Here is a 21,219-nt window from a genome sequence, read left to right as displayed (position 1 = left end):
AGCCGGTGCACGGCTGCACCCCGGGAGTCGGGGTACTGGGTACCGAGTGGCCCCCACAGTCCGAAGTAGGCGGGCCGGAGAGGCGGCGTCCGTTGCGTACCGTGGGTGTGGAGGAAGAGCTGCTGCTGTTCGACCGTGCGAGTGGGGAGCCGCGGGCGCTGTCCGCGGCCGTCCTGGCCCGCGCCGCCCGCGACACCGCCGACAGACCCGGCCCCGCCGAGGACGGCGACGGCGCGTACACCGAGGACGACGCCTTCGAGAAGGAGCTGCACGGCCACCAGATCGAATTCGCCACGCGGCCGCAGTCGGACATGGACAGCCTCTCCGCCGAGATCGTCCGGTGGCGCGCGGAGGCGACCCGGCACGCCGGGGACGTCGGCGCCTCGGTGGCCGCGCTCGCCACCTCTCCCCTGCCCGCGAGCCCCTCCGTCAACGTGGGCGGCCGCTTCCAGTGGATGGAGGAGCAGTTCGGCCTCACCACCCAGGAGCAGCTCACCTGCGGCTGCCACGTCCACGTCTCGGTGGAGTCGGACGAGGAGGGCGTGGCCGTCGTGGACAGGATCCGGCCGTGGCTCGCGGTCCTCGTCGCGCTCAGCTCCAACTCGCCGTTCTGGCAGGGCAAGGACAGTCGCTACGCCAGCTACCGCAGCCGGGTGTGGGGACGCTGGCCGATGGCGGGCCCCACGGAGCTCTTCGGATCGGCCGAGCGGTACCGACAGCAGGTCAGCGACATGGTGACCAGCGGGGTGCTGCGCGACCGGGGCATGGTCTACTTCGACGCCCGGCTCTCCCACCGCTACCCCACCGTCGAGATCCGGGTGGCGGACGTCTGCCTCGACGCGGGCACCACCGTCCTGGTCGCCGCGCTCGCCCGGGCCCTCGTCGAGACGGCCGCGCGCGAGTGGCGCGCGGGCACGCCGCCGCTGGGACACGGCGTCAGCCTGCTGCGGCTCGCCGCGTGGCGGGCCGCGCGCTCCGGCCTTGACGACGCGCTCCTGCATCCGCTGTCGATGCGGCCGGTCCCCGCCGCCGAGGTGGTGCGCGCCCTGCTCGACCACGTGAGCGACGCCCTCGCCGACAGCGGTGACCTCGCCCTGGCCCGCGAGCGCACGAAACGGCTCCTCGACCACGGCACCGGGGCCCGCGTCCAGCGGGACCTCTTCGAGCGGACGGGCAGCCTGAGCTCCGTGATCACCGAGTGCGTACGCCGCACCCAGGCAGCACCCGCCTGAACCGCCTGAACCCGCCTGACCTGGTGCTCCCCCGCCCGGCGACGCCGATCCGTCGCTCGCGCGCGCCCCATGATCCGCTCCACGCTCACCCGCACGTCAATCCGCCGTAACCCGCACCGCTTTGGATGACCGCGCCGGTGCATCCAGCCGGTACCGTCCCCACCCCCACAGGGAGAACCTCCGTGCCCCACTCCACCCCGCGTACCTGCCTGGGCGGCGCCATCGCCGTGGCGCTCGCCGCGACGGCGACACTGGCCGCGACGGCCCCGAGCGCATCGGCCGCCGAGACGCCCCGCCTGAAGGTGCTCACGTACAACGCCTTCCTCTTCAGCAAGACGCTGTACCCGAACTGGGGGCAGGACCACCGCGCCAAGGAGATACCGGCCGCCGGCTTCTTCCGGGGCAACGACGTCGTCGTGCTTCAGGAGGCCTTCGACAACTCCGCGTCCGACGCCCTCCAGAAGAACGCCTCGGCCCTCTACCCGCACCAGACGCCGGTGATGGGCCGGAGCAAGTCCGGGTGGGACGCCACCGGTGGCGCGTACTCCGCGCTGACCCCGGAGGACGGCGGCGTGACGGTCCTGAGCAAGTGGCCGATCGTGCGCAAGGAGCAGTACGTCTACAAGGACGCCTGCGGCGCGGACTACCACTCCAACAAGGGCTTCGTCTACGCCGTCCTGGACGTGAACGGCACGAAGACGCACGTCGTGGGCACCCACGCCCAGTCCACGGACCCCGGCTGCGGGGCAGGTGAGGCGGCCGCGACGCGCGCCAAGCAGTTCAAGGAGCTGGACGCGTTCCTGGACGCCAAGCGCATCCCGGCGAACGAGCAGGTCCTGGTCGCGGGCGACTTCAACGTGGACTCGCACAGCCCGGAGTACGCCTCGATGCTGGCCGACGCGGGGCTCGCGCCCGCGGACGAGCGGACCGGGCACCCGTACTCCTTCGACACGCGGGACAATTCGATCTCCTCGGAGCGCTACCCGAACGACCCCCGCGAGGACCTCGACTACGTCCTGCACCGCCAGGGTCACGCGCGTCCTTCGGGGTGGAAGAACGACGTGGTCAAGGAGCAGAGCGCGCCCTGGACCGTGTCGAGCTGGGGCAAGCAGTACACGTACACCAACCTCTCCGACCACTATCCGGTGGTGGGCAGCTAGCGGATACGCCCCTCGGGGTCACCCGGTGCCCGCCCACGCGTCGGGCCCGGTGCCCTTGGCGTCGGAGGCGAGGGTGGCGGCGTTCAGCGCCGAACATGTGGGCGCCGTCCAGCATCGAGTACTCGGTGTGGTTGTGCAGATGGACGAAGGAGCCGGGCACGGGTGCGTCACCTCCGGGGTGAGGGGCGGGGCGCGGTCGGCCCGGCGCGTGCGTGGAGCGCTGCCGACCGGCCGGTCCGGGCAACCATTCGTTGACCGGCGCCATCAAAGAGAGCGGCGGCGCGCCCTGCGCGTGGACGTGGTCGGCCGCCGCGTCGCCACCGCGGGCCTGGTGCGCGACTTCCACCGCGCGCACCCGGACGTGGAGCTCGACGTCGTCACGCTCTACGGCGCCGACGCGGCCGTGGAGGCCCTCGCGTCCGGCACCATCGACGCGACGTTCCGGGCCGTGACCATGCCGGGCCGCCGGCTGCCGGACGGCATCAGCGCCGTGCCCGTCCTCGACGAGCCGCTGCGCCTGTTCACCGGGCCCGCCCACCCGTTCGCGTGCGTCTGGAAGCCGGCGTGGGCCCGCTGAGGCGCCGGGCTGCGCGGCGCTGCCTACGATCGGCGCATGGCCCTGTTCCACATCGTGCGCACCACCCCGCTGAGCCCGGACGAGGCGTGGCGGCGCCTGACGGACTGGGAGCGGCACGGGCAGGTGATGCCCCTGACCAGGGTCACGGTCTCCGGGGCGGCAGGCGGCGCGGGTGCCCTGCTGACGGCGCGGTCCGGCGTGGGGCCGCTGGCGTTCGACGACCTGATGGAGGTCGTGGTCTGGCAGCCGCCGCAGGGGCGGCGCGGGGCCTGCCGCCTGGTCAAGCGCGGCTCGTTCGTCACCGGGTGGGCCGAGATAGAGGTGGGCCCCGACGGGGTCGGCGGGGGTTCGCGGGTGGTCTGGCGCGAGGAGCTGCGGGTGCGGTGGCTACCGAAGGTACTGGATCCCGTGGTGGCGCGGTCGGCGTCGTGGCTGTTCGGGCGGGCGGTCGACGCGCTCCTCGCCGGGCGTTGACCGGGGGCCGGGGTCGGGGAAGGGGCCGGGGGTCGGGGTCGGGGGCCGGGTCAGTCGGCGGGCTTCTCCCACACTGAGACGTGCCGGGTGCTCTCGCTGGTGAAGGGCTTGCGGTGCCAGTCCTCCCAGCGGTCGCGCAGCCGCAGCCCGGCGAGCCGCGCCATCAGGTCGAGCTCGGCGGGCCACACGTACCGGAACGGGATGGCGCGGTGCTCGGCGCGGCCGTCGACGACCGTGACGTAGTGCGAGCTCATCGCCTGCGTGGCGACGTCGTAGGTGTCGAACGCCCACTGGGTGGAGCTGATGTGGAACGGTACGGCGGTCTGGCCGGGCGGCAGGAGGCGCAGGTCGGGCACTCCGACCTCGATGACGAAGCGGCCGCCGGGGCGCAGATGGGCCGCGGCGTTGTGGAAGCAGGCCACCTGGGCGTCCTGCGTGGTGAGGTTGTTGATCGTGTTGAAGACGAGGTAGACCACGGAGGCCGGGCGCGCGTCCGGCGCGGGGGTCGTGGCGAAGTCGCCGATGGTCACGCCGACGGCGTCGCCGCCCGGCTTGTCCCGCAGCCGGGACGCCATGGCCCGGGAGAGCTCGATGCCGTGCACCGGGACGCCGCGCCGCGACAGCGGCAGGGCGATGCGGCCCGTGCCGATGCCGAACTCCAGTGCCCGCCCGTCGCCCGCCAGGTCGGCGAGGACGTCGACGACCGGATCGACCGCCTCGGGGCGGAACATATCCGCCGACGACTCGTCGTAGGTGGCGGCGACGTCTTCCGCGAAGTGTCCGTCCTCATGAGGCATGCCGGGACGGTAGCGCCCGGGGCTCCGGTGACGCACGGGGTTTTCCGCCGCACGGGATGCGGATCGGTCGGTGCGCGGTGAACCTGGAGACAGGGGCGACAGCGCAAGGAGACATCCCATGTCTGTGATGGACAAGCTCAAGCAGATGCTGAAGGGCCACGAGGACAAGGCGGGCCAGGGCATCGACAAGGCCGGAGACTTCGTCGACGAGAAGACGCAGGGCAAGTACAGCAGCCAGGTCGACACCGCCCAGGACAAGCTGAAGCAGCAGCTGGGCGCGGACCGGGAGCAGGGCGGCGACGAGGGCGGCCTGCCCAAGGCCTGAGCGGGTCCCCCGTGGTCCGGGCCGTGGCCCGGCCCGGACCACGGGTCGGTGGGTGCGGCGCCCCGCACGGGCGCCGCGTCAGTCGCGGCGCGTGGGCGCGGTCCTGGCGAGCCTGGGGCCCAGCCAGCGCTTGAACCGGCGCAGCGCCTCGACCTGCCCGACGGCCTTGTCGAGGCCGTAGTAGAGCTGCGGCGGAACGTACGGCAGCAGCGGTGAGTGGCGCTGGCCGAGCAGGGCGAACATGCGGTGCGGCGGCAGGTTGATGTACCGCGGCAGGTTCTCGTACCACTGGGCGCTGTGGCGGGCCGCGCTCTGGACGGGCAGGAGCGCGGCCGCGCGCTCCCGTTGGTAGGCGGCGAGCGCCTCCGGGAGCGCGGGGTGGCCGCGCAGGGCCGCGGCGAGCGCGATGGCGTCCTCCAGGGCGAGGGTGGTGCCCGCGCCGATGGAGTAGTGCGTGGTGTGGGCGGCGTCGCCGAGGAGGACGACGTTGTCGCGGTACCAGCGCTGGTTGGTGAGGGTCTGGAAGGTGAGCCACTGGGCCCGGCCGTCGCTGGAGTGGCGGCCGATCAGCGGGTGCCCGTCCAGGAGGTGTGCGAAGAGTTTGCCGAGGAGGGTCAGGCCTTCGGCCTCGTCGGCGCGGTCCAGGCCGAGCCCGGCCCAGGTCTCCGGGGCGCACTCGACGACGCAGGTGCTGCCCTGCGGGCCGTAGCCGTAGGCGTAGCACCAGATCCAGCCGTGGTCGCTCTCCACGAAGGCGAAGGTGAAGGCGTCGAAGACCTTGGTGGTGCCGAGCCAGATGTAGCGGTTGCGCCCGGCGGTGACGTGCGCGCCGTGGTGCTCCGCGTTCCGGCCGCGCAGCGCGCTGTGGAGGCCGTCGGCGGCGACGACCAGGTCGGCGTCGCCCGGCAGTTCAGCGCCCGTCATCTCGTGGCCGAAGTCGAGGCGTACGCCGAGGGACCGGGCCCGTGCGGCGAGGAGTTCCAGGAGCCGGTGGCGGCCGATGCCGAAGCCCTCGTCGCCGCGGTGGCGCGTGCTGCGGTCCCCCACGTGCGCGACGCCGTCGCGCCAGCGGACGGAGGCCTCCTCGACGGCGCGCGCGGACTCGGGGTCGTGCTCGTGGAGTTTGTCGAGGAGCCCGCGCCAGTACGTGACGCCCCAGCCGTAGGTGGAGCCCTCCGCGTTGCGCTCGTGGACGGTGATCTCGGCGGACGGGTCCTGCCGTTTCAGCAGGATGGAGAGATAGAGACCGGCGGGCCCGCCTCCGACGCAGGTGACCTTCACGCACACCTCTGCAAGTTGCTCACGATGACCATGCGACGACAGAGAGTAGCAGCAGGGGTGGCGGATTCCCGACGCGCTGCGACAGGGCCCCGGCCGCACCGCACGGCTGGGGCCCCTCGCGACGACCGGCCTCCGCCAGCTGGAGGCCGATCTACAGCTTGAAGTCGATCCGGCCCAGGAGACCGACGGTCAGGTCGAAGTAGTCGGCGTGCACCAGGCGCCGGGCTGCCGGTACCGGGGTGCCGTTGACGGTGACGGTGTCGGTCGCCGTGTCCTTGTCGGTGCGGTAGAGCTCGTGCTCCTGGACGAGCAGCCGGTACAGGGTGAGGGCTTGGCCGGTGGGGGCCGCGATGCCGCCGGACCAGGCGAAGCCCGTGCCGTCGGCACGACAGGTCAGGTCCACGGGGGTGCCCAGGTCCTTCCAGTCCATGTCGTCCTCCCCCAGGCTCGCCCGGGTCTGGAGGGTGAGGGTGACCCGGCGGCAGGCGGCCGCGGCGGTGGTGCCCGTGCCGCTGATCTCACCGAGTTCGTTGTACGTGGCCGGGCCGGTGAGGGCGGCCGTGAGCTGGTTGCCCTCGCGCCGCCCGGTGAGCGTGCGCGGCGGCAGGAGCTGCGTGAACTCCGCCCGCTCCACCTTCGACAGGTGCAGCGGGTCGACCGCGTACGGCTGGTAGCGGGCGAGGGCGAGGCGCAGGTAGGGGAAGTAGGCGGTGGCCCCGCCGCTGCCGAAGTCCACGTCGATGTCGACGTACCAGAGCTTGCGCCCCTTGTCGTACGACGGGGTGAAGGCCGCCGCGTCGACCAGCACGGGTGCCGTGTCGGGTGAGCCGGGCAGGCGCAGACCGGTCGGGCGCTGCTCCGCGTTCGGGAAGTGCGTGGCCTGCGGGCGCGGCAGGACCGTGGTGTCGGACCAGACCGGGTCGACGCCCCAGCGGGTGGCGAGGGTGTCGGGCAGGTCGGTGCCGGTGTCGAGCACCACGGCGAGCATCTCGTCGTCGCCCGAGGAGTACCACGGGCGGTTCAGATAGACGCGCAGGCCCGCGGGGCGGCGGCGCTGGGTGACGGCGGCCCGCTGCTGGTCGACGCTGCGGTCGTGGCGCAGGGTCGGCACGGCGTAGGCGACGGCGGGCGGTTCGGGCCTGCGGGAGCTGGGCACCGGCAGGGGGGCCGCGGTCGGGCCGAGGCGGGTGACGTTGGCGCGGTCGTCGGTGATGGTGGGGTGGAAGTACTCGCGGAAGCGGGTGACGGCGGTCGGCGTGTACAGCACGTTGCGGTGCCGGGTGTCGCCGAACTCGTGGGTGCGGGTGACCCGTTCCTCGTCGTCGGTGTAGCGGAGGGTGATGTCCTCCAGCTGTTTGTGCCCGGCGATGCGGGTGGGCTCGTCCTGGGTGACGTCGTCGAGCCACTCGCTCCAGCGGGCGTCCACCTCGACGTGGCCGGTGCTCTCGGCGTGGCTGGTGACCTGGAGGGAGATGGCGGCGGCGGTCTGCTCGGCCGTGCGGGACGCGGCGAGTTCGGCGAGGCTCGGCGGCTCGACGGGCTTCTCCACCGCGTGCACCAGCGTGACCTCGGTCCACGGCGTGAGCATCCAGTTCTCGCCGTCGGCGGTGGCCCGGGTGAGGAACGCCCGGTCCTGGTCGCGCAGGTCCTGCCAGAAGGCGGACTCGGTGAGCAGCCCCCACTGGCGCAGCAGGGGAAGCTTCCGCGGGTCCAGATAGCAGCTCAGGCGGACCGTGGCGATCTCGCCCTTGGGCAGGAACACCTCCAGGACGCGCTCGGTGAGGCCGCTCCAGTGGGGTTCGCCGCTGCCTTCCTTGATCCGGATCCTGAAGGGTTCGGCCTGCGGCCAGGGGCCGGGGAAGGGGATCTTGCGGTTCTCCAGGTCGCCGGGCAGCCCGCGCAGCATCACGCCCTCGGCCAGGACGTCCGGGAGGTACGGCAGGAGCAGCTGGTGGGTGTTGTGCACGATGAACTCGCCCCGCTTGAGACCGGCGCCGCGGCGTGCCAGCGGCAGCGGGGTGACCGGCAGCGGGTCGTGCACGTCGTGCTTGGCGACGTGGATGGAGCCTTCGAGCAGCAGGTTGCGCGGGAGGTGCGGCCAGTGCGGGCCGCGTACGACGGTGTCCAGGAAGGAGCCCGACTCGCGGGAGGCGGCGGCGAAGTACTCCTCGCGCACCCGGTCGGGCTTGCCCGCGCCGAAGGCGGCGTCGAACACGCCGTGTTCCTCGGCCATTTGCAGGGCCGTCTTCGGCGGTGCCACGTGCCGTTCCGCGGTCGGCTTGTACTGGCGGTCGAGGCCGTCGACGTCGGAGCGCGCCTTGTGGTCGGGGACGTCGGAGCGCCACAGGACGTACTCGTCGGGCGAGATGTGGCGGCCGTCGTCGGTGACGGTGCTGCGGATGACCAGGCGCTCGGTGGACTCGCCTTCGTTGAACGGCAGCAGAGGCACCACCACGGGCTGCGGGACGGGCTCCCAGCGGCCGTAGGTGATCGCCTCGGACTGGACGGCGGCGGGGGTGCTCGCGGTGTGCTCCAGGCCGTTCCCCGCGAGGTCGGCGACGCGGGCGCGCATGCGGTACGTGCGGCCGAAGCGCAGCGCGGGCAGCGAGCCGGGCTCCGCCGTGAACCGTGTCTCCAGGGGCACGTCCGGCGACACGGGCGGGGCGGGTGCCTCCGGCTCCTCGTTGAGGCCGATGGTGCGGCCGGGGCGGGGCGCGGCCAGGCTCCAGCCGTGCCAGCCGAGGACGGCCTGGTGGCCGTAGAGCACCTTGGAGGTGGCGGAGGTGGCCGTCACGGCGCTGGCGCGCACCAGGCCCTCGTCCGGGCGGACCTGGAGGGTGACGGGCTGCTGGCCGGGCCAGCGGATCGTGTAGCGGCCGCGACGGCGCAGCAGCGACTGCCACTGGCGGACGGCGCCGGTGGCGGGGTCGACGGTGCCGATGTCCACGCGGTAGCCGCGGACCAGGTTCTCCGCGGTCAGTTCGGCCACTTCGCCGTTGGTGCGGCGGTTGAGGTCGGAGCCGATCTGCCCGGCGAGGTAGTGGTCGCGGACGGTGTGCATCAGGGTGATGCCGCCGCCGCGGGCGGCCGGGGTGGCGGTGCCCGCGACCTGGTGGGCGACGGAGCCGGGGCTCGACGGCACGTCACGGTCGTACAGGACCGCGATGGTGCGGGCGTAGTCGAGGTGTTTGAGCGCCGCCCCGTCCACGTCCAGTTCGGTGAGGTGCCAGGTGTCGGGGACGCCGAGGTTCAGCATCCCGCCGGTGATCAGGCCGTCGGTGGCGGCGGCCGCCTCGAAGACGCTGCCCCGGACGAGCCGGAGGGCCGTCCAGGGGCGGAGCGGCCCGGCGTTGAGGTCGTCGGCGTGGGGCACGTCGCCCGCGAAGCGCACCCGGACGCGGGCTCCGTCGGGGATGCTCGCGGGCAGCGTGAACCGGCGGTCGACGACGAGGCCGAACCTGCGCTGGAGCTCCGGATAGTCGCCGAGCAGACCGCACGCCTCGTGGAAGTCGACGCGGTGCTCTTCCTCCTCCTCGGCGGCCAGGGCCTCGGCGGACGGCCTGGGCCGGTCGTAGAACAGGGCGGTCTCGGCCAGGGGCAGCACGTGCTTGTTCACCGCCCTGGTGTAGAACTCGGTCGTACGGTCCATGACCCGCGGGGTGAGGTCGTCCGCGGCGGCGCGCGGGACGTCGCTGTGCTGGTTGAACGCCCGCTTCACCACCTCGTAGCCCTCGGCCAGGTTCCGGCCCATGTCCAGGACCTCGCGGGTGATGATGTCGGGCATCAGGTACAGGGCGGGCACCTCCCAGCCGCGGTGGTCCGTCGGCGGCTCCTCGCACAGGAGGCTCTCCTGGCGGGCCCATTCGCCGCCGAGGCGGCTGCGCGTCGTGGTCACGGCGACGGCCTGGTACACGTCGGTGATCTCGTCGTGCACCATCTTGCCGGGGAAGGAGCGCAGCGTGTCCGCCGCCTCGGCGGCCAGCGCGGCCGCCCGCTCCGGTGGGGACACCAGGGTGGTGTCCTTGAACAGGGCCTTCCACGTGTCGAGGTCGGCCGGGGGGTGGTGGCCCGTCGGCTCGTGCTGCGTGACGTAGGTGTGTTCGGGGGTGTCGAACTCGAACCACAGCCCGGCCAGCAGGGTGGTGAGCCGCTCCGGCCAGCGGATGAACGCCTCGGACTGGCCGAGGCGGGTGATGCCGGTCAGGTTCGGGGTGACGAGGACGGACACGCGTACGGTGTCACCCTCGATGACGCCGTCGGGGAGGACGGTCCATCGGATGCTGTCCACCATGGTCAGTTCACCTCCGCGAAGGCCGTGCAGTAGTCGAGGACGGGGTCGACGCGGGCACCGGTGACCGGGTCGGTGTACGGCGCCATGAGGTCGGCGAACGAGGGCGGCGTGAGCTCCGGTGCGGGGGCGGCGCCCGCGAGGTCGGCGCGGCGGCCGCTGCCGGCGAACTTCTTCTCGCAGCGGATCGTCACGGACTTCTCGAAGAAGCCGATCTCGATGCTGATGGTGAGGCGGGCGCGGCCGACGGCGTAGCCGTCCTCGTAGCCGAGTTCCAGGTAGAGCTCGATGGAGGCGGAGACGATGCCGAGGACGTCGACCTCGCCGCGGGCGCGGAGGTAGCCGACGAGTTTGACGCTCGGGCGGCTCACCTTGTGGTCCGGCCTGCTCGGGTCGGGCGTGATGTGGCGCACCTCGAGCCGGAAGTAGACGCCCGCCATGACGGAGAGGCTGCCGCTGGCCACGCCGAAGTTCATGGACACCGCGGCGCCGAATTCCAGGGCGGCGTCCAGGACGGCGATTTCCTTGGGGTTCAGGACGATGCCGAGGTAGCCGCCACCGCCGAGCATCGACACGGTGAGGCGGAACGGCGCCTCGCGGCGGCAGAAGGAGAAGCCCGCCTGGAGCGGGGTGTTGCCGATGAACGGCACGGAGAGCATGGCGTTCAGGGAGAGGTTCTCCAGGCTGAACACGCCCACGGCCGCGTTGGGCAGCTGCATCGAGTAGTTGGCGTGGATGCCGGAGCTGTCGACGGTGAGGGCGGGCGGGTCGCTGAAGCCGTCGAGCGGGATGAGGTTGCGCAGGGTCTGGATGAACTCCAGGTGCCCGATGAACTCGAGGTCGCGGAACTTCACCTCGACGTCCGGCTTCTCGCCCGCGCGCATGGAGAAGCGGATCCGCTCGAAGTCCAGGGCGATCGCTTCGAAGCCGGGCACCATGCGCAGCTTGAAGTTGTCGAGCGTGCAGGTGACGTCGGCGGCCTGGGGCACGTCGGGGCGCAGTGAGCCGCGCAGGTCCGCGACGAGGGTCAGCTTGCCGGTGGGCCAGAAGACGGCGTCCTTCTCCTGCGTCGGGGGGTCCTCCTTGTCCGGTGCCCACGCCTTGATGTCCGGCTGCCACTGGAGGCGGGAGTTGACGACGTCCGGCAGTCTTGCGCCGAGCGCGGCCGTCATGATGGCGTCGCGCAGCGCGAGGACCTCGCCCGCTCCGTTCTCGTACGTGGCGGTCGCCTCGGCGATGCGGGTGAGCAGCTGCCGCACTCCGGTCTCGACCCCGGCGGGCAGGTTGACGCGCAGGTCCCGCAGGGCGTCTGCGAAGGCGCGGAAGGCGTTGTCGACGTCCTCGATGCGCGTGGGGTTGGGGAGGTGCTGGAGATTGCTGGAGATGTAGGCGAGGAGCACGTCGACGAAGCGTGTCGCGGTGTCGACGACACGGACGACGCGGTCGGCGGTCTCCGGGAACTGCTCCTGGACGCTTGCCAGGGTGTCGCGCAGACCGCGCAGGTCACTGAGGAATCCGGTGACGGCGTTGACGGTCGCCGTGAGGAAGTTCGGCGCCTTGAGCTTGTCGAGGCCGACCTCCTTGAGGATCTCCCACAGCGGGAACATCCCGAACAGCTTGGCGTCGGCGATCTGCTTGAAGTAGTCGAGCGGGTTGAAGCGGCCCTGGAGGAGGTTGACCCACTTGTCGGCCGGGTCGGCGTCGGGCCCGAGGGAGGTGGCGGGGGCGGCGGCGACCGGGCCGGTGAGCCGGGACAGACCCGCCACGGAGAAGTTCGGCTGGGCGAGCGCCCCGGCGCTCTGCCCGCCCCCGCTGAAGGTGAGGTCGAACGGCTCGACGAGTTCGATGAACAGCTGGCCCTTGTTGGCGTCGGTGAAGGCGTCGCGCACGTACGGCTCGGGGTGGAACACCGACTTCGGCTGATCGCCCCCGGAGCCGGTGCCGAAGCGGCTGAGGGCGGGCACGACGGCCCTCGCCCAGCGCACGGTGGGCAGGAACAGGGGCTCACCGGCGGGGGTCGGCTCCGGGGCGTTCGCGACGCCCCAGACCAGCTGGCCGGTGGAGAGCGTCGTGTCGTCGGGCTTGTGGCTCGGCGCGTAGGCGATCGCCTGGCCGCGTACGTCGGCGACGACGCGCTTGAGCTCGTCGCGGCCCAGGTCGGGCGGCGCGGGGCTCGGCGCGGTCAGGGGCGGTGTGTAGAAGGTGACGAGCGTCTGCACGTCGGCCCGGCTCTCGTACAGGTTCTTGCCGACGAAGGCCATGGGCGTGCGGAACTCGACGAGGCGGCCGTCCAGGTCGGTCATGCTCACCTGGAACTGGAAGGGCGCCTCCTCGTCGGTCTCCGGGAAGAAGGCGAGCTTCCTGTTGGGTTCCCGGGGGTCGGTGGTCAACTCCGGGATCGGCCGGGGCGCGTGCAGGTCGGGGGTGACGAGGGTGAGCAGGCGGACGCTGGTGAACGGGAAGAGGCGGCGCAGCCGCTTCAGTTCCTCGGTGTCCTCCGGTGCGCCGTAGCGGCGGACGGGCTCGCGCACCATGATGAAGAACCGCTGGTTGAGGTAGGCCGCGCGGTCGGGCCGCGCGTGGTCGAACTTGCGCTCGGTGACCTTGACGAGGTCCGCCAGGTGGCCGAAGGGGAAGAGCCGCCCCCGGTACATGACGCGTACGTAGTGGTCGCGGCCGAGCGATGCGCGGTGGCGCCACTGGGTGACCTCGAAGCCGTCGGGCGGCTGGTCCCAGCGCCCCAGCGAGTCGAGCCAGCCTCCCATGCTGGACAGCATGAGGTTGTCGCCGGTCAGTGGCGTCGGCCGGAAGCCGCCCGGCAGCTGGGTGTTGGAGCTCAGGTGCACCACGGATGACCGGTCCTCGGGGGTCATGGCCATGATGAAGTCGTTGCCGACGGGGTCAAGGGGGCGGGGGACGGCCGGGTCGAAGCCCGGGTCCCGGGTCCAGACGGCGCGGGCACCGGTGGCGGGCAGCCGGGTGTGCCACAGCTCGACGCGGCCCGCTGGGTCGGCGAGTTCGGTGCGGTGCGACCAGGTGGCGCCCTGCGGCGGCGACAGCAGGAGCCGATAGGGCAGTTCGATGCCGGTCTTCGGGTCGTCCGGGTTCGCGAGCGGGTTCTCCGGCCGGGCACCGGCGGCGAGGTCTGCGGCCGGTGCGGCGAGCAGCCCCGCGTCGACGGGTGCGTCGGCGCCGTGCCGCGCCGCGAGCTCCGCCACCGTGCGGGCCAGGCGCAGGGCGTGGAAGACGTTGTCGGGCGTGCCGGTCACGGCGTGCCGCAGCCCGGCCGCGGCGGCCGGTTCGCGGGCGGCGTCCACGACGCGCAGGGGAAGCTCCCGCATCGCGGTGAGCAGGCCGGTGTCGGTGTAGGTGACGGCCGCCTGGGCGCCCACGCCGAACACCAGGACGCTGCGGCCGCCGATGCGGGAGGCCACGGGCGGCGGCTTGTGCGGCTCGCTCCCCGCGAGGGCGGTGTCCTGGGCGCCTTCGGGGATGCCGGGGGTGATCTCGAAGAACGCCCGTTCGACGACGGCCTGGGGGCCGAACGTGACGACGAGGTAGCCGGGCTTGTCCGGCTCCTTGCGGACCAGTCGGCGGGGGCCGAGGACGGGCTTCTCCAGGCGCAGGCCCAGGAAGCGGAAGTGCAGGTCGAGGAGGTCGGTGGCGCGCAGCAGGCGGTAGGGCTGTGGAGGCGGTGGCACGGACATGGGTTCCCCCGTTGCCGGGTCCGAGGACCCCGTAGGGCGGCATGGTGTGTCGCGGGAGTGGTGGAGGGAGGTGCGTCAGGACGTCGGCGTCGCGGCCGTGCGGCCTGGCGTGTGGTGGGAGGGGGCGGTGTGGCCACGCCGTCGGTGGGGTGAGGCGTGGCAGAGCCGCCGCGGAAGCGAAGTGAGATGCGCCCTGGGATGTGTGGTCCACGGTTCTATCGCACGCCGGACGCTGTCGTCGCTGTCAGTTTCGGCCTTCATGCCAGCTCCTGCCCGCACGCCGCTTCCGTCTCAGGATCCCCGCGGGGCGGGAGCGTGCGGGGAGCGATACGCGCAGCTCACCCCATTGGATGAGCCGGAGGCGGCAGGCGGCGCGGCGCCGGGTCCGCGCGCGGGCGCGACGCGGTGCGCCCGGCGAAATCCGTTCGCCGCGGCGCGCACGCGCGCCCTAGGCTCGGCGGCATGAGCAAGCCTCTCGTGGCCCTTCTCAGCGGGGCCGGCATCTCCACGGACTCCGGGATCCCGGACTACCGCGGGCCGAACGGCCTGTGGCGGCGCGACCCCGAGGCCGAGAAGCTCGTGACGTACGAGTACTACATGGGTGATCCGGAGATCCGGCGCAGGTCGTGGCAGCTGCGGCGGGAGAACCGCACGCTGGGGGCCCGTCCGAACGCGGCGCACCACGCGGTGGTGGACCTGGAGCGCTCCGGCGTCCCGGTGCGGGTGATCACGCAGAACGTGGACGGGCTGCACCAGCTGGCCGGGATGCCGGACCGCAAGGTGCTCGAACTGCACGGCTCGGCGCGCTCGGTGGTGTGTACCGGGTGCGGTGCGCGCGGGCCGATGGAGGAGGCGCTCGCCCGGGTCGAGGCGGGCGAGCCGGATCCGGCGTGCACAGCATGCGGGGGCGTCCTCAAGTCGGCGACGGTGATGTTCGGCGAGCGGCTCGATCCGGCGGTGCTCGGTGACGCCGTGGCGATCACCAAGGCCTGTGAGGTGTTCATCGCGGTGGGCACGAGCCTTCAGGTGCAGCCCGCGGCGGGGCTCGCGGGTCTCGCCGCCGACTTCGGGGCGCGTCTGGTCATCGTGAACGCCGAGCCGACTCCGTACGACGACCGGGCCGCGGAGGTGGTGCGCGAGCCGATCGGCACCGCGCTGCCGGAGCTGCTGCGGGAGCTTGCCGCCTAGACCGCTCCCGCCGCACGGGGAGGGCGGACGGCGGGGCCAAGGAGGGGCGGCCCCGCCGCCCTGGGGGGGTGGCTCTCAGCCGAACATCACGCTGCGCGCGAGGGGTTCGGTGAAGGTGCGGCCGTCCCCGGGAACCACGGTGTCCGCGAGTTCCTCGCAGCCCTGGTCGTAGTACACCCTGGCGACGGTGTCCGTGCGGTTCCGCACGCTGGTCGCGCCTTGGAGCAGGAGGTAGCACTCGCCGTTGTCCGGGTCGTTGATCTCCAGGTCGCCGGACTGGGACGAGTGGTAGAAGAAGGTCCCGGTGGCCGCGTGGGCGCTGCTGGTGGGCAGGGCGGTGAAGACGGCGAGGGCGGCTGCGGCGGCCAGGGCCGCGCGGCCGACGCGCGCCGACGTCATGCGTGTGGTGGTCATGGGTGCCACGGTTCCGCACGGGGGTGGAGTCACCCAGGGGACACGCTCCCAGAGAGCCGGGAAGTCGGAGCGGGCAGCTGGGTCCCACGCCCCCCGCGTGCGCTCCGGGCGCCTCTCGTCCGCAGCTTGCGGACCGCGCGCCGAACGGCTCCCTCGTCCGGGTGAGTGCCGACAGGACCGGCATATGTGGACATGCACATGGGAAGCGAAGGTCCGTTGTGCTCACCACTGTGAAAGGACCGCGCGCATGCGCTTCCGCACCGCCCTGGCCGCCGCCGCGGGCGCTCTCGCCCTGATCGTCACCCTGCCCGCTTCGGCCACCGCGGCCGACGGCCAGTTCCAGTACACCTACAGCGGGCTCGACGGCAGGCCGCAGGTCACCGTCATCCAGGACCCGCAGAGCTGGGAGTGCGTCGCGCTGCCGGAGGTGTTGGACCCGGATTCCAGCTCCCCGGCCCACTCGCCGCGCAACCGGACCGACGCGTACGCCGAGGTCTTCACGGAGCCGGACTGCACGGGTGACTCGTTCACCTTGCGCCCGCGCACCGGATACGGCTCCGAGCGCCTCAAGCTCCGTTCCGTGATGTTCTTCTGACGGCTATTCAGTGACGTGTGCCGCCCGAACCCGGTGTGACCCGCACCTCCACCGCCGCGTCGCGGGCGGCCCGCACCTTCACGTGGCCCACCCGTCCCGCGGCCACGCCGTCGGCGCTGGCATGCGCCCCGCGCCCCGTGACCTCGACGCGCCACCCGGTGGGGCTCGGCGGCAGCGAGAGCTCGGTGGTGCCGGGGCGGCGCGTGGCCCGGTAGGCGAGGCGGTAGGTGCCGGTGCCCGGGTCGTGGACGTCCTCGCGCACGGTTCCGGCGACCGCGGGGGCGTAGGGCGTCGCGGTGCGTTCCTTGTTCGTGCGGAAGCGACCGTCGGGGTCGAGCGCGCAGTAGCCGCCGCCGTAGCACCACACGTAGCCCGCCCAGCCGGAGGAGTAGCGGTTCAGCGAGGCGAGGGCGTCGTCGTAGAAGCGGCGCATGTTCGGCAGGGCGTTGTTCAGCGGGCCCCACTCCCCCACGACGACCGGCAGGCCGTGCTCGCGGGGGTAGGCGGTGACGGCCCGTTCGTACGCCTCGATCCAGCCTGCCGAGGGGTCGTAGTCGGCGCCCGCCTCCATCGCGGTGTTGTAGAAGTGCGGCGCGTACACGACCCGCTCGTCGTCGATGCGGCCGAGACCCGTGGGGACGCCTTCACCGACGATCGGGGTCGGCTCGACGAACAGCCAGGTGGAGCGGTCCCTGGTGCGGATCGCGTCCGCGAGCCGGTTGTACAGGGGGGTGAGCTGGGTCGCCTCGATGCGGCGGGCCGCGGTCGCCAGGTCCTCGCCGGGGCGCGGTTCCCCCATCGGCTCGTTGATGAGGTCGTAGCCGAGCAGCGCCGGGTGGTCGCCGAAGTGGTCGGCGAGCAGGCGCCACATGCGGGCCTGGGCGGTGCGCAGGTCCGCGTCCTCGTAGAGGTGCGTGAAGGCGCGCTGGACGGCGGGCTCGAAGTACTCGGCGAACCAGTCGTCGGGGTGCGGGGTGAACGGAAGGCCGTCGGTCCGCGTCGCCCAGCGGGGGATCCCGCGGTGGCCGAAGGCGGGCCCGAACACGTCCTGGTGGGCGTCGAGCACGACGTGGACGCGGTGCTGGTGCGCCCAGCCGAGGATCCGCTGGATCTTGCGCAGATAGCCGTGGCTGTAGTGGCCGCGGCGCGGCTCCAGGTCGTCCCAGAGGACGAGGAGGCGGGCGACGTTGAAGCCGCGGGCGCGCAGGTCCCTGAAGTGGCGTTCCGTGATCGCGCTGAGCGCCTCGGCGCCGTGGTGGGTCTTGTCCTCGACGTTCCAGCCGCGCAGCGTGAGGGTGCGGCCCGCGCGGTCGGTGAGGCGGGGGATGCCGGTGGCGTTCGCCGGTGGCGGGGCGCCGGGAGCTGCCGCGCCGCGCGGGCCGTCGTCGGCCCGCGCGGCCGCGGGACGGGCCTGGACGGCGGGGGTCAGCACCCCGCCCAGGAGGGCGACGGCGAGGAGCGCGGCCAGGACGGGGCGGCGCGCGCGGCGCGGGGTCATGGCGGACCTCCGGTGGTTGACGGGAACACCCTCGGTGTCGAAGTGTCCGCGCCATCCAACCCGCTGACTGACGGTCCATCAAGACATCTGCGTGAGGCTCTGGTTGGCGCTCCCTCCGGTCAGCGCGCGGCCAGGACGCGCACGGCCCGGTCGAAGGCCGAGTCGCGGTTCTTGGCGAACTCCTCCTCGGTGAAGACGGGTTCGCGCAGGTGCGGCGGGATGCCGGTGCCGTCGAAGGTGCGGCCCGTGCGGGTGAGGAACTCCTCGTTGGGCAGCCAGACGGCCATGCCGCCGGGGAGGTTGCGCGCCAGGACGTCGGAGAAGACGCCCTGGGTGGCCTGGCCGACGCGCACGGTCCTGCCGGGCCGGTCCATCAGGGCCTGGGTGAAGGTCTCCCCCGCGCTCACGGTCGAGCCGCCGGTCAGCACGGCGATGGGGCCTGTGTAGCGGGGGGCGTCGGCCGGGCGGACGCGGATGGGCTCGGGCCGGGTGTGCTTGCCGGGGTCGGCGGGGTCGTTGCGGGCCCGCTTGGCGTACGCGACGTAGGGCGTGTCGGTGAGGCGCTCGGCGATGCGGATGCCGAGGACGTCGGAGCCGCCGCCGTTGACGCGCAGGTCGATCAGCAGGCCCTTGAGGCGCCGGGTGCGCTCCTTGGTGAGGACGGTGTCGAGCGCCCGGTCGAGCTCGGCCAGGTGGGCGGCGAACGGAGCACCCTGGGGCGCGTACCCGGCGAAGCCGGAGATCCGCAGATAGCCCTGGCCGCCGGGCAGGTCGGCGTAGGTGATCCGGCCGCCTGCGAAGTCCTCGCGGTACGTGGCGTGCTTGAGGTCGCGCCGCTCGATGAACTTCTTGACCTTGGCGTCCAGTTCCTTCGAGGGCCGGACGGTGCCGGGGCGGACCTCGGCGTAGACGCGGTCGCCGTCCATGACCGCGACATGGGCGTCGTGGAGCGGTTTCACCATCTTGCTGAAGATCGAGAACAGTTCCTTCCTCGTGGTGTCCGCGTGCACCTGGGGGCGGTACGTGTCGCGCACGGCGTCCCAGTCGATGCCCTTGGCCGCGAAGAACGGGTAGTTCTCCGCGAACGACTGCCAGAACACGTCGAAGGCGGCCCGGGGGCCCTTCGGGGCCGGGCGCGTGCAGTCGTCCGGCAGCGCCTGGACGCGCCGCAGGGCGCGGTGGCCCACGGAGCTGTCGAAGCTCAGGGACGCGCGGTCCCCGCCGGGCGCGGCGCGGACGGTGATGACGTCGCCGTCCTCCGTCCGGTAGCGCCCGGCGCCCATGCCCCGGGCGGCATCGCCCTTGAGGCAGCTGACGGACGTCGTCTGGTACTCCTGGAGGTTTCCGTTCCGTAGCGCGACGACGGTGCCGTAGCCGTCCATGCGCCAGTAGCCGTCGAGGGTCGGCCGCTCCTTGTCGGTGGCCGGGTGCTCCTTCGCGACGGCACCCGGCGCGGCTCCCGCGGCGAGGGCCAGGACGACGGCGGTGGCGGTGGCGATGCGCAAGATGGGGCCTTCCCGTGAGTATGGGGTCCGGCGACGGGATCCGCGTCGCCCTCACGGTTCCGTACGCGCCGCGGCACGGCCATCCGGCTGCCCGGTGGAGCGGGGGTGGGGACAACCCCCGCGGCTCGGGCCCCGTGCGTCACCCGCCTCGCCCCAGGCCGCACAGGCGCCACCCGATACGACGCGAACCTCACACCGCGCGACGTGACTCAGGTCTCAAAGTGATCTGCGCGGTTTCTGTTATCCCCCCGCGCCCCGCAGGATCTCCGATGCAGTGGGCGTACTCAGCACCACAGGGCGATCGGGACAGGAGATGTGTCGTGCAGCACGATCAGTGGGAGCCGCAGCAGAGGGACGGCGCCGGGCTTGCCGCTCTCGTCGTCGCGGGACGGGCCGGGGACGCGCGCGCCCAGGACGAGCTGGTCGCCGCCTTCCTGCCGCTCGTCTACAACATCGTCGGCCGCGCCCTCAGCGGGCACGCCGACGTCGACGACCTGGTGCAGGACGTCATGGTGCGGATGCTCAGAGGGCTCCCCGGCCTGCGCGACCCGGCCTCGTTCCGGTCCTGGCTCGTCGCCATCGCCATGAACGAGACCCGCCGCCACCAGCGGCCCGCGCCCGTCGACAGCGGTCTCCAGGACGCGTACGACGTCCCGGACCCGGGCGGGGACTTCACGGACGTGACGATCCTCAGGCTCGGCCTGTCCGGGGAGCGCAAGGAGGTCGCGCGGGCCACGCGCTGGATGGACGACGACTACCGGGAGCTGCTTGCCCTGTGGTGGCTGGAAGCCGCCGGTGAGCTGTCCCGGAGCGAGGTCGCCGCGGCCCTGGAGCTCACGCCGGAGCACACTGCCGTGCGGGTCCAGCGCATGAAGGCCCAACTGGAGACGGCACGCGTGGTCGTGCGCGCCTTGGCCGCCGAGCCGCGCTGCCCCGTGCTCGCCCAGGTGGCGGCGGCCTGGGACGGCAGGCCGTCCGCCCTGTGGCGCAAGCGCCTGGTGCGGCACACCCGCGACTGCGCGGCCTGCGGTGGCCTCGGCGCCCGGCTCACGCCCGCGGAGGGGCTGCTCGCCGGGCTCGCCCTCGTGCCGCCGCTGCTGGTCATGGGGGCCGGGCGCTTCACCGGGGCGGGCGCCGGTGCCGACGCCATGGCGTCGGCCGCGTACGCCGGACACGGCGATACCGGAACACAAGCGATGCACCCGTACGAACCGGCATCTTCTGGAACTGGCGGCGGCGTCGACGTGACGCCCCTCTCCTCGACGGGCGCCCCGGGCTCCCGCGCGAGCATGCGGCAGGGGCGGCGCAGTGTGCGCCGGCGTCGGCAGGCGGTCGGCGCGGGCGCCGGCGTCGCCGCTATCGCCGCCCTCGCCGGTGTCATGCAGCTCGCCGACGGCTCTTCCGGGGAGCCGGGCAAGGGCTCCGCGGTGGCCCTGGAGTCGAACGAGTCCACCGGGGCGCCGTCGGCCACGGTCGAGCCGAGCCGGTCGCCTTCGCCCTCCGCGTCGCCGTCGAAGGCCAAGAAGACCAAGAAGCCCTCGCCGTCGGCGAGTCCCTCGCGCGCCAGCAGGAAGAAGACGACGAAGCCGCCACGGCCCACTCCCTCCAGGACGGCCGCGCCCCGCCCCACGACCGCGAAGCCCACGCCGCCCGCGCCCTCCGGGTCGCAGGCCCAGCAGGTCCTCACCCTGGTCAACACCGAGCGCGCCAAGGCCGGGTGCGGTCCCCTCACCCAGAACAGCAAGCTGGCCGCCGCCGCGCAGCGCCACTCCGCCGACATGCGGACGCGCAACTACTTCGACCACACGTCGCCGGACGGCACCGACCCGGGGCAGCGCATCACGGCCGCGGGCTACAAGTGGAGCACGTACGGCGAGAACATCGCGCGGGGCCAGCGGACCGCCGCCTCGGTGATGGACTCCTGGATGAACAGCGAGGGCCACCGCGCCAACATCCTCAACTGCTCCTTCAAGGAGCTGGGCGTGGGGATCGAGCAGGGCGACGGCGGACCGTGGTGGACGCAGAACTTCGGGGCGCGGGGCTGACCGGCGCGCCCTCCGCCGGACTCTCCGACCGGCGGGCCTGACGGGCGGCGGGCCCGGCGGGCGGTGGGCCCGGCGGGCCAGGGGCCTCGGCGGACGGTGGGCACCTCGGTGGTGCCCATCGTCCCACCAGGCA

The 21,219-nt window shown here is 72.9% G+C and carries 14 protein-coding genes and 1 pseudogene; 8 read left to right on the top strand and 7 right to left on the bottom strand.

The features are described from left to right. Positions 1-92 precede the first annotated feature (92 nt). From IG74_RS0108055 to IG74_RS0108040, 4 genes and pseudogenes are all read left to right on the top strand, one after another. Positions 93-1,232 (top strand): glutamate--cysteine ligase, encoded by a 1,140-nt coding sequence (locus IG74_RS0108055; RefSeq protein ID WP_030671955.1) that lies wholly within the window; start codon positions 93-95, stop codon positions 1,230-1,232. 182 nt (positions 1,233-1,414) lie between these two features. Further along, positions 1,415-2,392, top strand: a complete 978-nt coding sequence (gene sph, locus IG74_RS0108050) for a sphingomyelin phosphodiesterase (protein WP_030671952.1) — start codon at positions 1,415-1,417, stop codon at positions 2,390-2,392. A gap of 268 nt (positions 2,393-2,660) precedes the next feature. Beyond that, positions 2,661-2,939, top strand: a pseudogene (locus tag IG74_RS50895) (LysR family transcriptional regulator substrate-binding protein); the annotation flags it as partial. Between the two features lie 66 nt (positions 2,940-3,005). Beyond that, complete coding sequence (locus IG74_RS0108040; protein WP_030671932.1) at positions 3,006-3,443, top strand: SRPBCC family protein; 438 nt, start codon at positions 3,006-3,008, stop codon at positions 3,441-3,443. Between the two features lie 50 nt (positions 3,444-3,493). Here IG74_RS0108040 and IG74_RS0108035 read toward each other — a convergent pair whose 3' ends face one another. After that, positions 3,494-4,240: a class I SAM-dependent DNA methyltransferase gene (locus IG74_RS0108035; RefSeq protein WP_030671929.1), complete on the bottom strand. Its 747-nt coding sequence runs from the start codon at positions 4,238-4,240 to the stop codon at positions 3,494-3,496. Positions 4,241-4,358: 118 nt separating this feature from the next. On the opposite strand from IG74_RS0108035, the gene IG74_RS0108030 reads away from it, so the two are divergent. Further along, positions 4,359-4,565 (top strand): antitoxin, encoded by a 207-nt coding sequence (locus IG74_RS0108030; protein WP_030671927.1) that lies wholly within the window; start codon positions 4,359-4,361, stop codon positions 4,563-4,565. Between the two features lie 78 nt (positions 4,566-4,643). Here the strand turns inward: IG74_RS0108030 and IG74_RS0108025 are convergent, their stop codons facing one another. From IG74_RS0108025 to IG74_RS0108015, 3 genes are all read right to left on the bottom strand, one after another. Then, positions 4,644-5,852 (bottom strand): FAD-dependent monooxygenase, encoded by a 1,209-nt coding sequence (locus IG74_RS0108025; RefSeq protein WP_030671925.1) that lies wholly within the window; start codon positions 5,850-5,852, stop codon positions 4,644-4,646. Positions 5,853-5,997: 145 nt separating this feature from the next. Continuing rightward, the gene (locus IG74_RS0108020; RefSeq protein ID WP_030671922.1) at positions 5,998-10,137 is read right to left on the bottom strand and encodes a hypothetical protein; all 4,140 of its coding nucleotides are present in this window, start codon (positions 10,135-10,137) and stop codon (positions 5,998-6,000) included. A gap of 2 nt (positions 10,138-10,139) precedes the next feature. Continuing rightward, complete coding sequence (locus IG74_RS0108015) at positions 10,140-13,841, bottom strand: hypothetical protein (RefSeq protein WP_030671919.1); 3,702 nt, start codon at positions 13,839-13,841, stop codon at positions 10,140-10,142. Positions 13,842-14,303: 462 nt separating this feature from the next. Between IG74_RS0108015 and IG74_RS0108010 the strand changes: the two genes are divergently transcribed. Beyond that, positions 14,304-15,029, top strand: coding sequence for an SIR2 family NAD-dependent protein deacylase (locus IG74_RS0108010; protein WP_030671916.1), 726 nt, complete (start codon positions 14,304-14,306; stop codon positions 15,027-15,029). Between the two features lie 75 nt (positions 15,030-15,104). Here the strand turns inward: IG74_RS0108010 and IG74_RS0108005 are convergent, their stop codons facing one another. Further along, positions 15,105-15,443 (bottom strand): hypothetical protein, encoded by a 339-nt coding sequence (locus IG74_RS0108005; RefSeq protein ID WP_030671912.1) that lies wholly within the window; start codon positions 15,441-15,443, stop codon positions 15,105-15,107. A gap of 247 nt (positions 15,444-15,690) precedes the next feature. Here IG74_RS0108005 and IG74_RS0108000 point away from each other — a divergent pair, with 247 nt between their 5' ends. Further along, positions 15,691-16,038 carry a hypothetical protein gene (locus IG74_RS0108000; RefSeq protein ID WP_030671909.1) on the top strand — a complete coding sequence of 116 codons (348 nt, stop codon included), beginning with the start codon at positions 15,691-15,693 and terminating at the stop codon, positions 16,036-16,038. Between the two features lie 7 nt (positions 16,039-16,045). On the opposite strand, the gene IG74_RS0107995 is transcribed toward IG74_RS0108000, so the two are convergent. After that, positions 16,046-17,536 carry a cellulase family glycosylhydrolase gene (locus tag IG74_RS0107995; RefSeq protein ID WP_030671906.1) on the bottom strand — a complete coding sequence of 497 codons (1,491 nt, stop codon included), beginning with the start codon at positions 17,534-17,536 and terminating at the stop codon, positions 16,046-16,048. A gap of 119 nt (positions 17,537-17,655) precedes the next feature. Beyond that, positions 17,656-19,041 carry a S41 family peptidase gene (locus IG74_RS0107990; protein WP_030671903.1) on the bottom strand — a complete coding sequence of 462 codons (1,386 nt, stop codon included), beginning with the start codon at positions 19,039-19,041 and terminating at the stop codon, positions 17,656-17,658. Positions 19,042-19,361: 320 nt separating this feature from the next. On the opposite strand from IG74_RS0107990, the gene IG74_RS0107985 reads away from it, so the two are divergent. Then, positions 19,362-21,086, top strand: coding sequence for a sigma-70 family RNA polymerase sigma factor (locus IG74_RS0107985; protein ID WP_051854688.1), 1,725 nt, complete (start codon positions 19,362-19,364; stop codon positions 21,084-21,086). Positions 21,087-21,219 lie beyond the last annotated feature (133 nt).

The organism is Streptomyces sp. NRRL B-1347 (assembly GCF_000720325.1).
Classification (GTDB): domain Bacteria; phylum Actinomycetota; class Actinomycetes; order Streptomycetales; family Streptomycetaceae; genus Streptomyces.
Note: the sequence above shows the minus strand (reverse complement) of the source record. Positions and strands in the feature narration are given on the sequence as shown.

Coding starts and splice junctions, on each gene's coding strand:
- IG74_RS0108040 (WP_030671932.1), top strand. CDS start 3,006: ATGGCCCTGTTCCACATCGTGCGCACCACCCCGCTGAGCCCGGACGAG.
- IG74_RS0108035 (WP_030671929.1), bottom strand. CDS start 4,240: ATGCCTCATGAGGACGGACACTTCGCGGAAGACGTCGCCGCCACCTAC.
- IG74_RS0108030 (WP_030671927.1), top strand. CDS start 4,359: ATGTCTGTGATGGACAAGCTCAAGCAGATGCTGAAGGGCCACGAGGAC.
- IG74_RS0108020 (WP_030671922.1), bottom strand. CDS start 10,137: ATGGTGGACAGCATCCGATGGACCGTCCTCCCCGACGGCGTCATCGAG.
- IG74_RS0108015 (WP_030671919.1), bottom strand. CDS start 13,841: ATGTCCGTGCCACCGCCTCCACAGCCCTACCGCCTGCTGCGCGCCACC.
- IG74_RS0108010 (WP_030671916.1), top strand. CDS start 14,304: ATGAGCAAGCCTCTCGTGGCCCTTCTCAGCGGGGCCGGCATCTCCACG.
- IG74_RS0108005 (WP_030671912.1), bottom strand. CDS start 15,443: ATGACCACCACACGCATGACGTCGGCGCGCGTCGGCCGCGCGGCCCTG.
- IG74_RS0108000 (WP_030671909.1), top strand. CDS start 15,691: ATGCGCTTCCGCACCGCCCTGGCCGCCGCCGCGGGCGCTCTCGCCCTG.
- IG74_RS0107995 (WP_030671906.1), bottom strand. CDS start 17,536: ATGACCCCGCGCCGCGCGCGCCGCCCCGTCCTGGCCGCGCTCCTCGCC.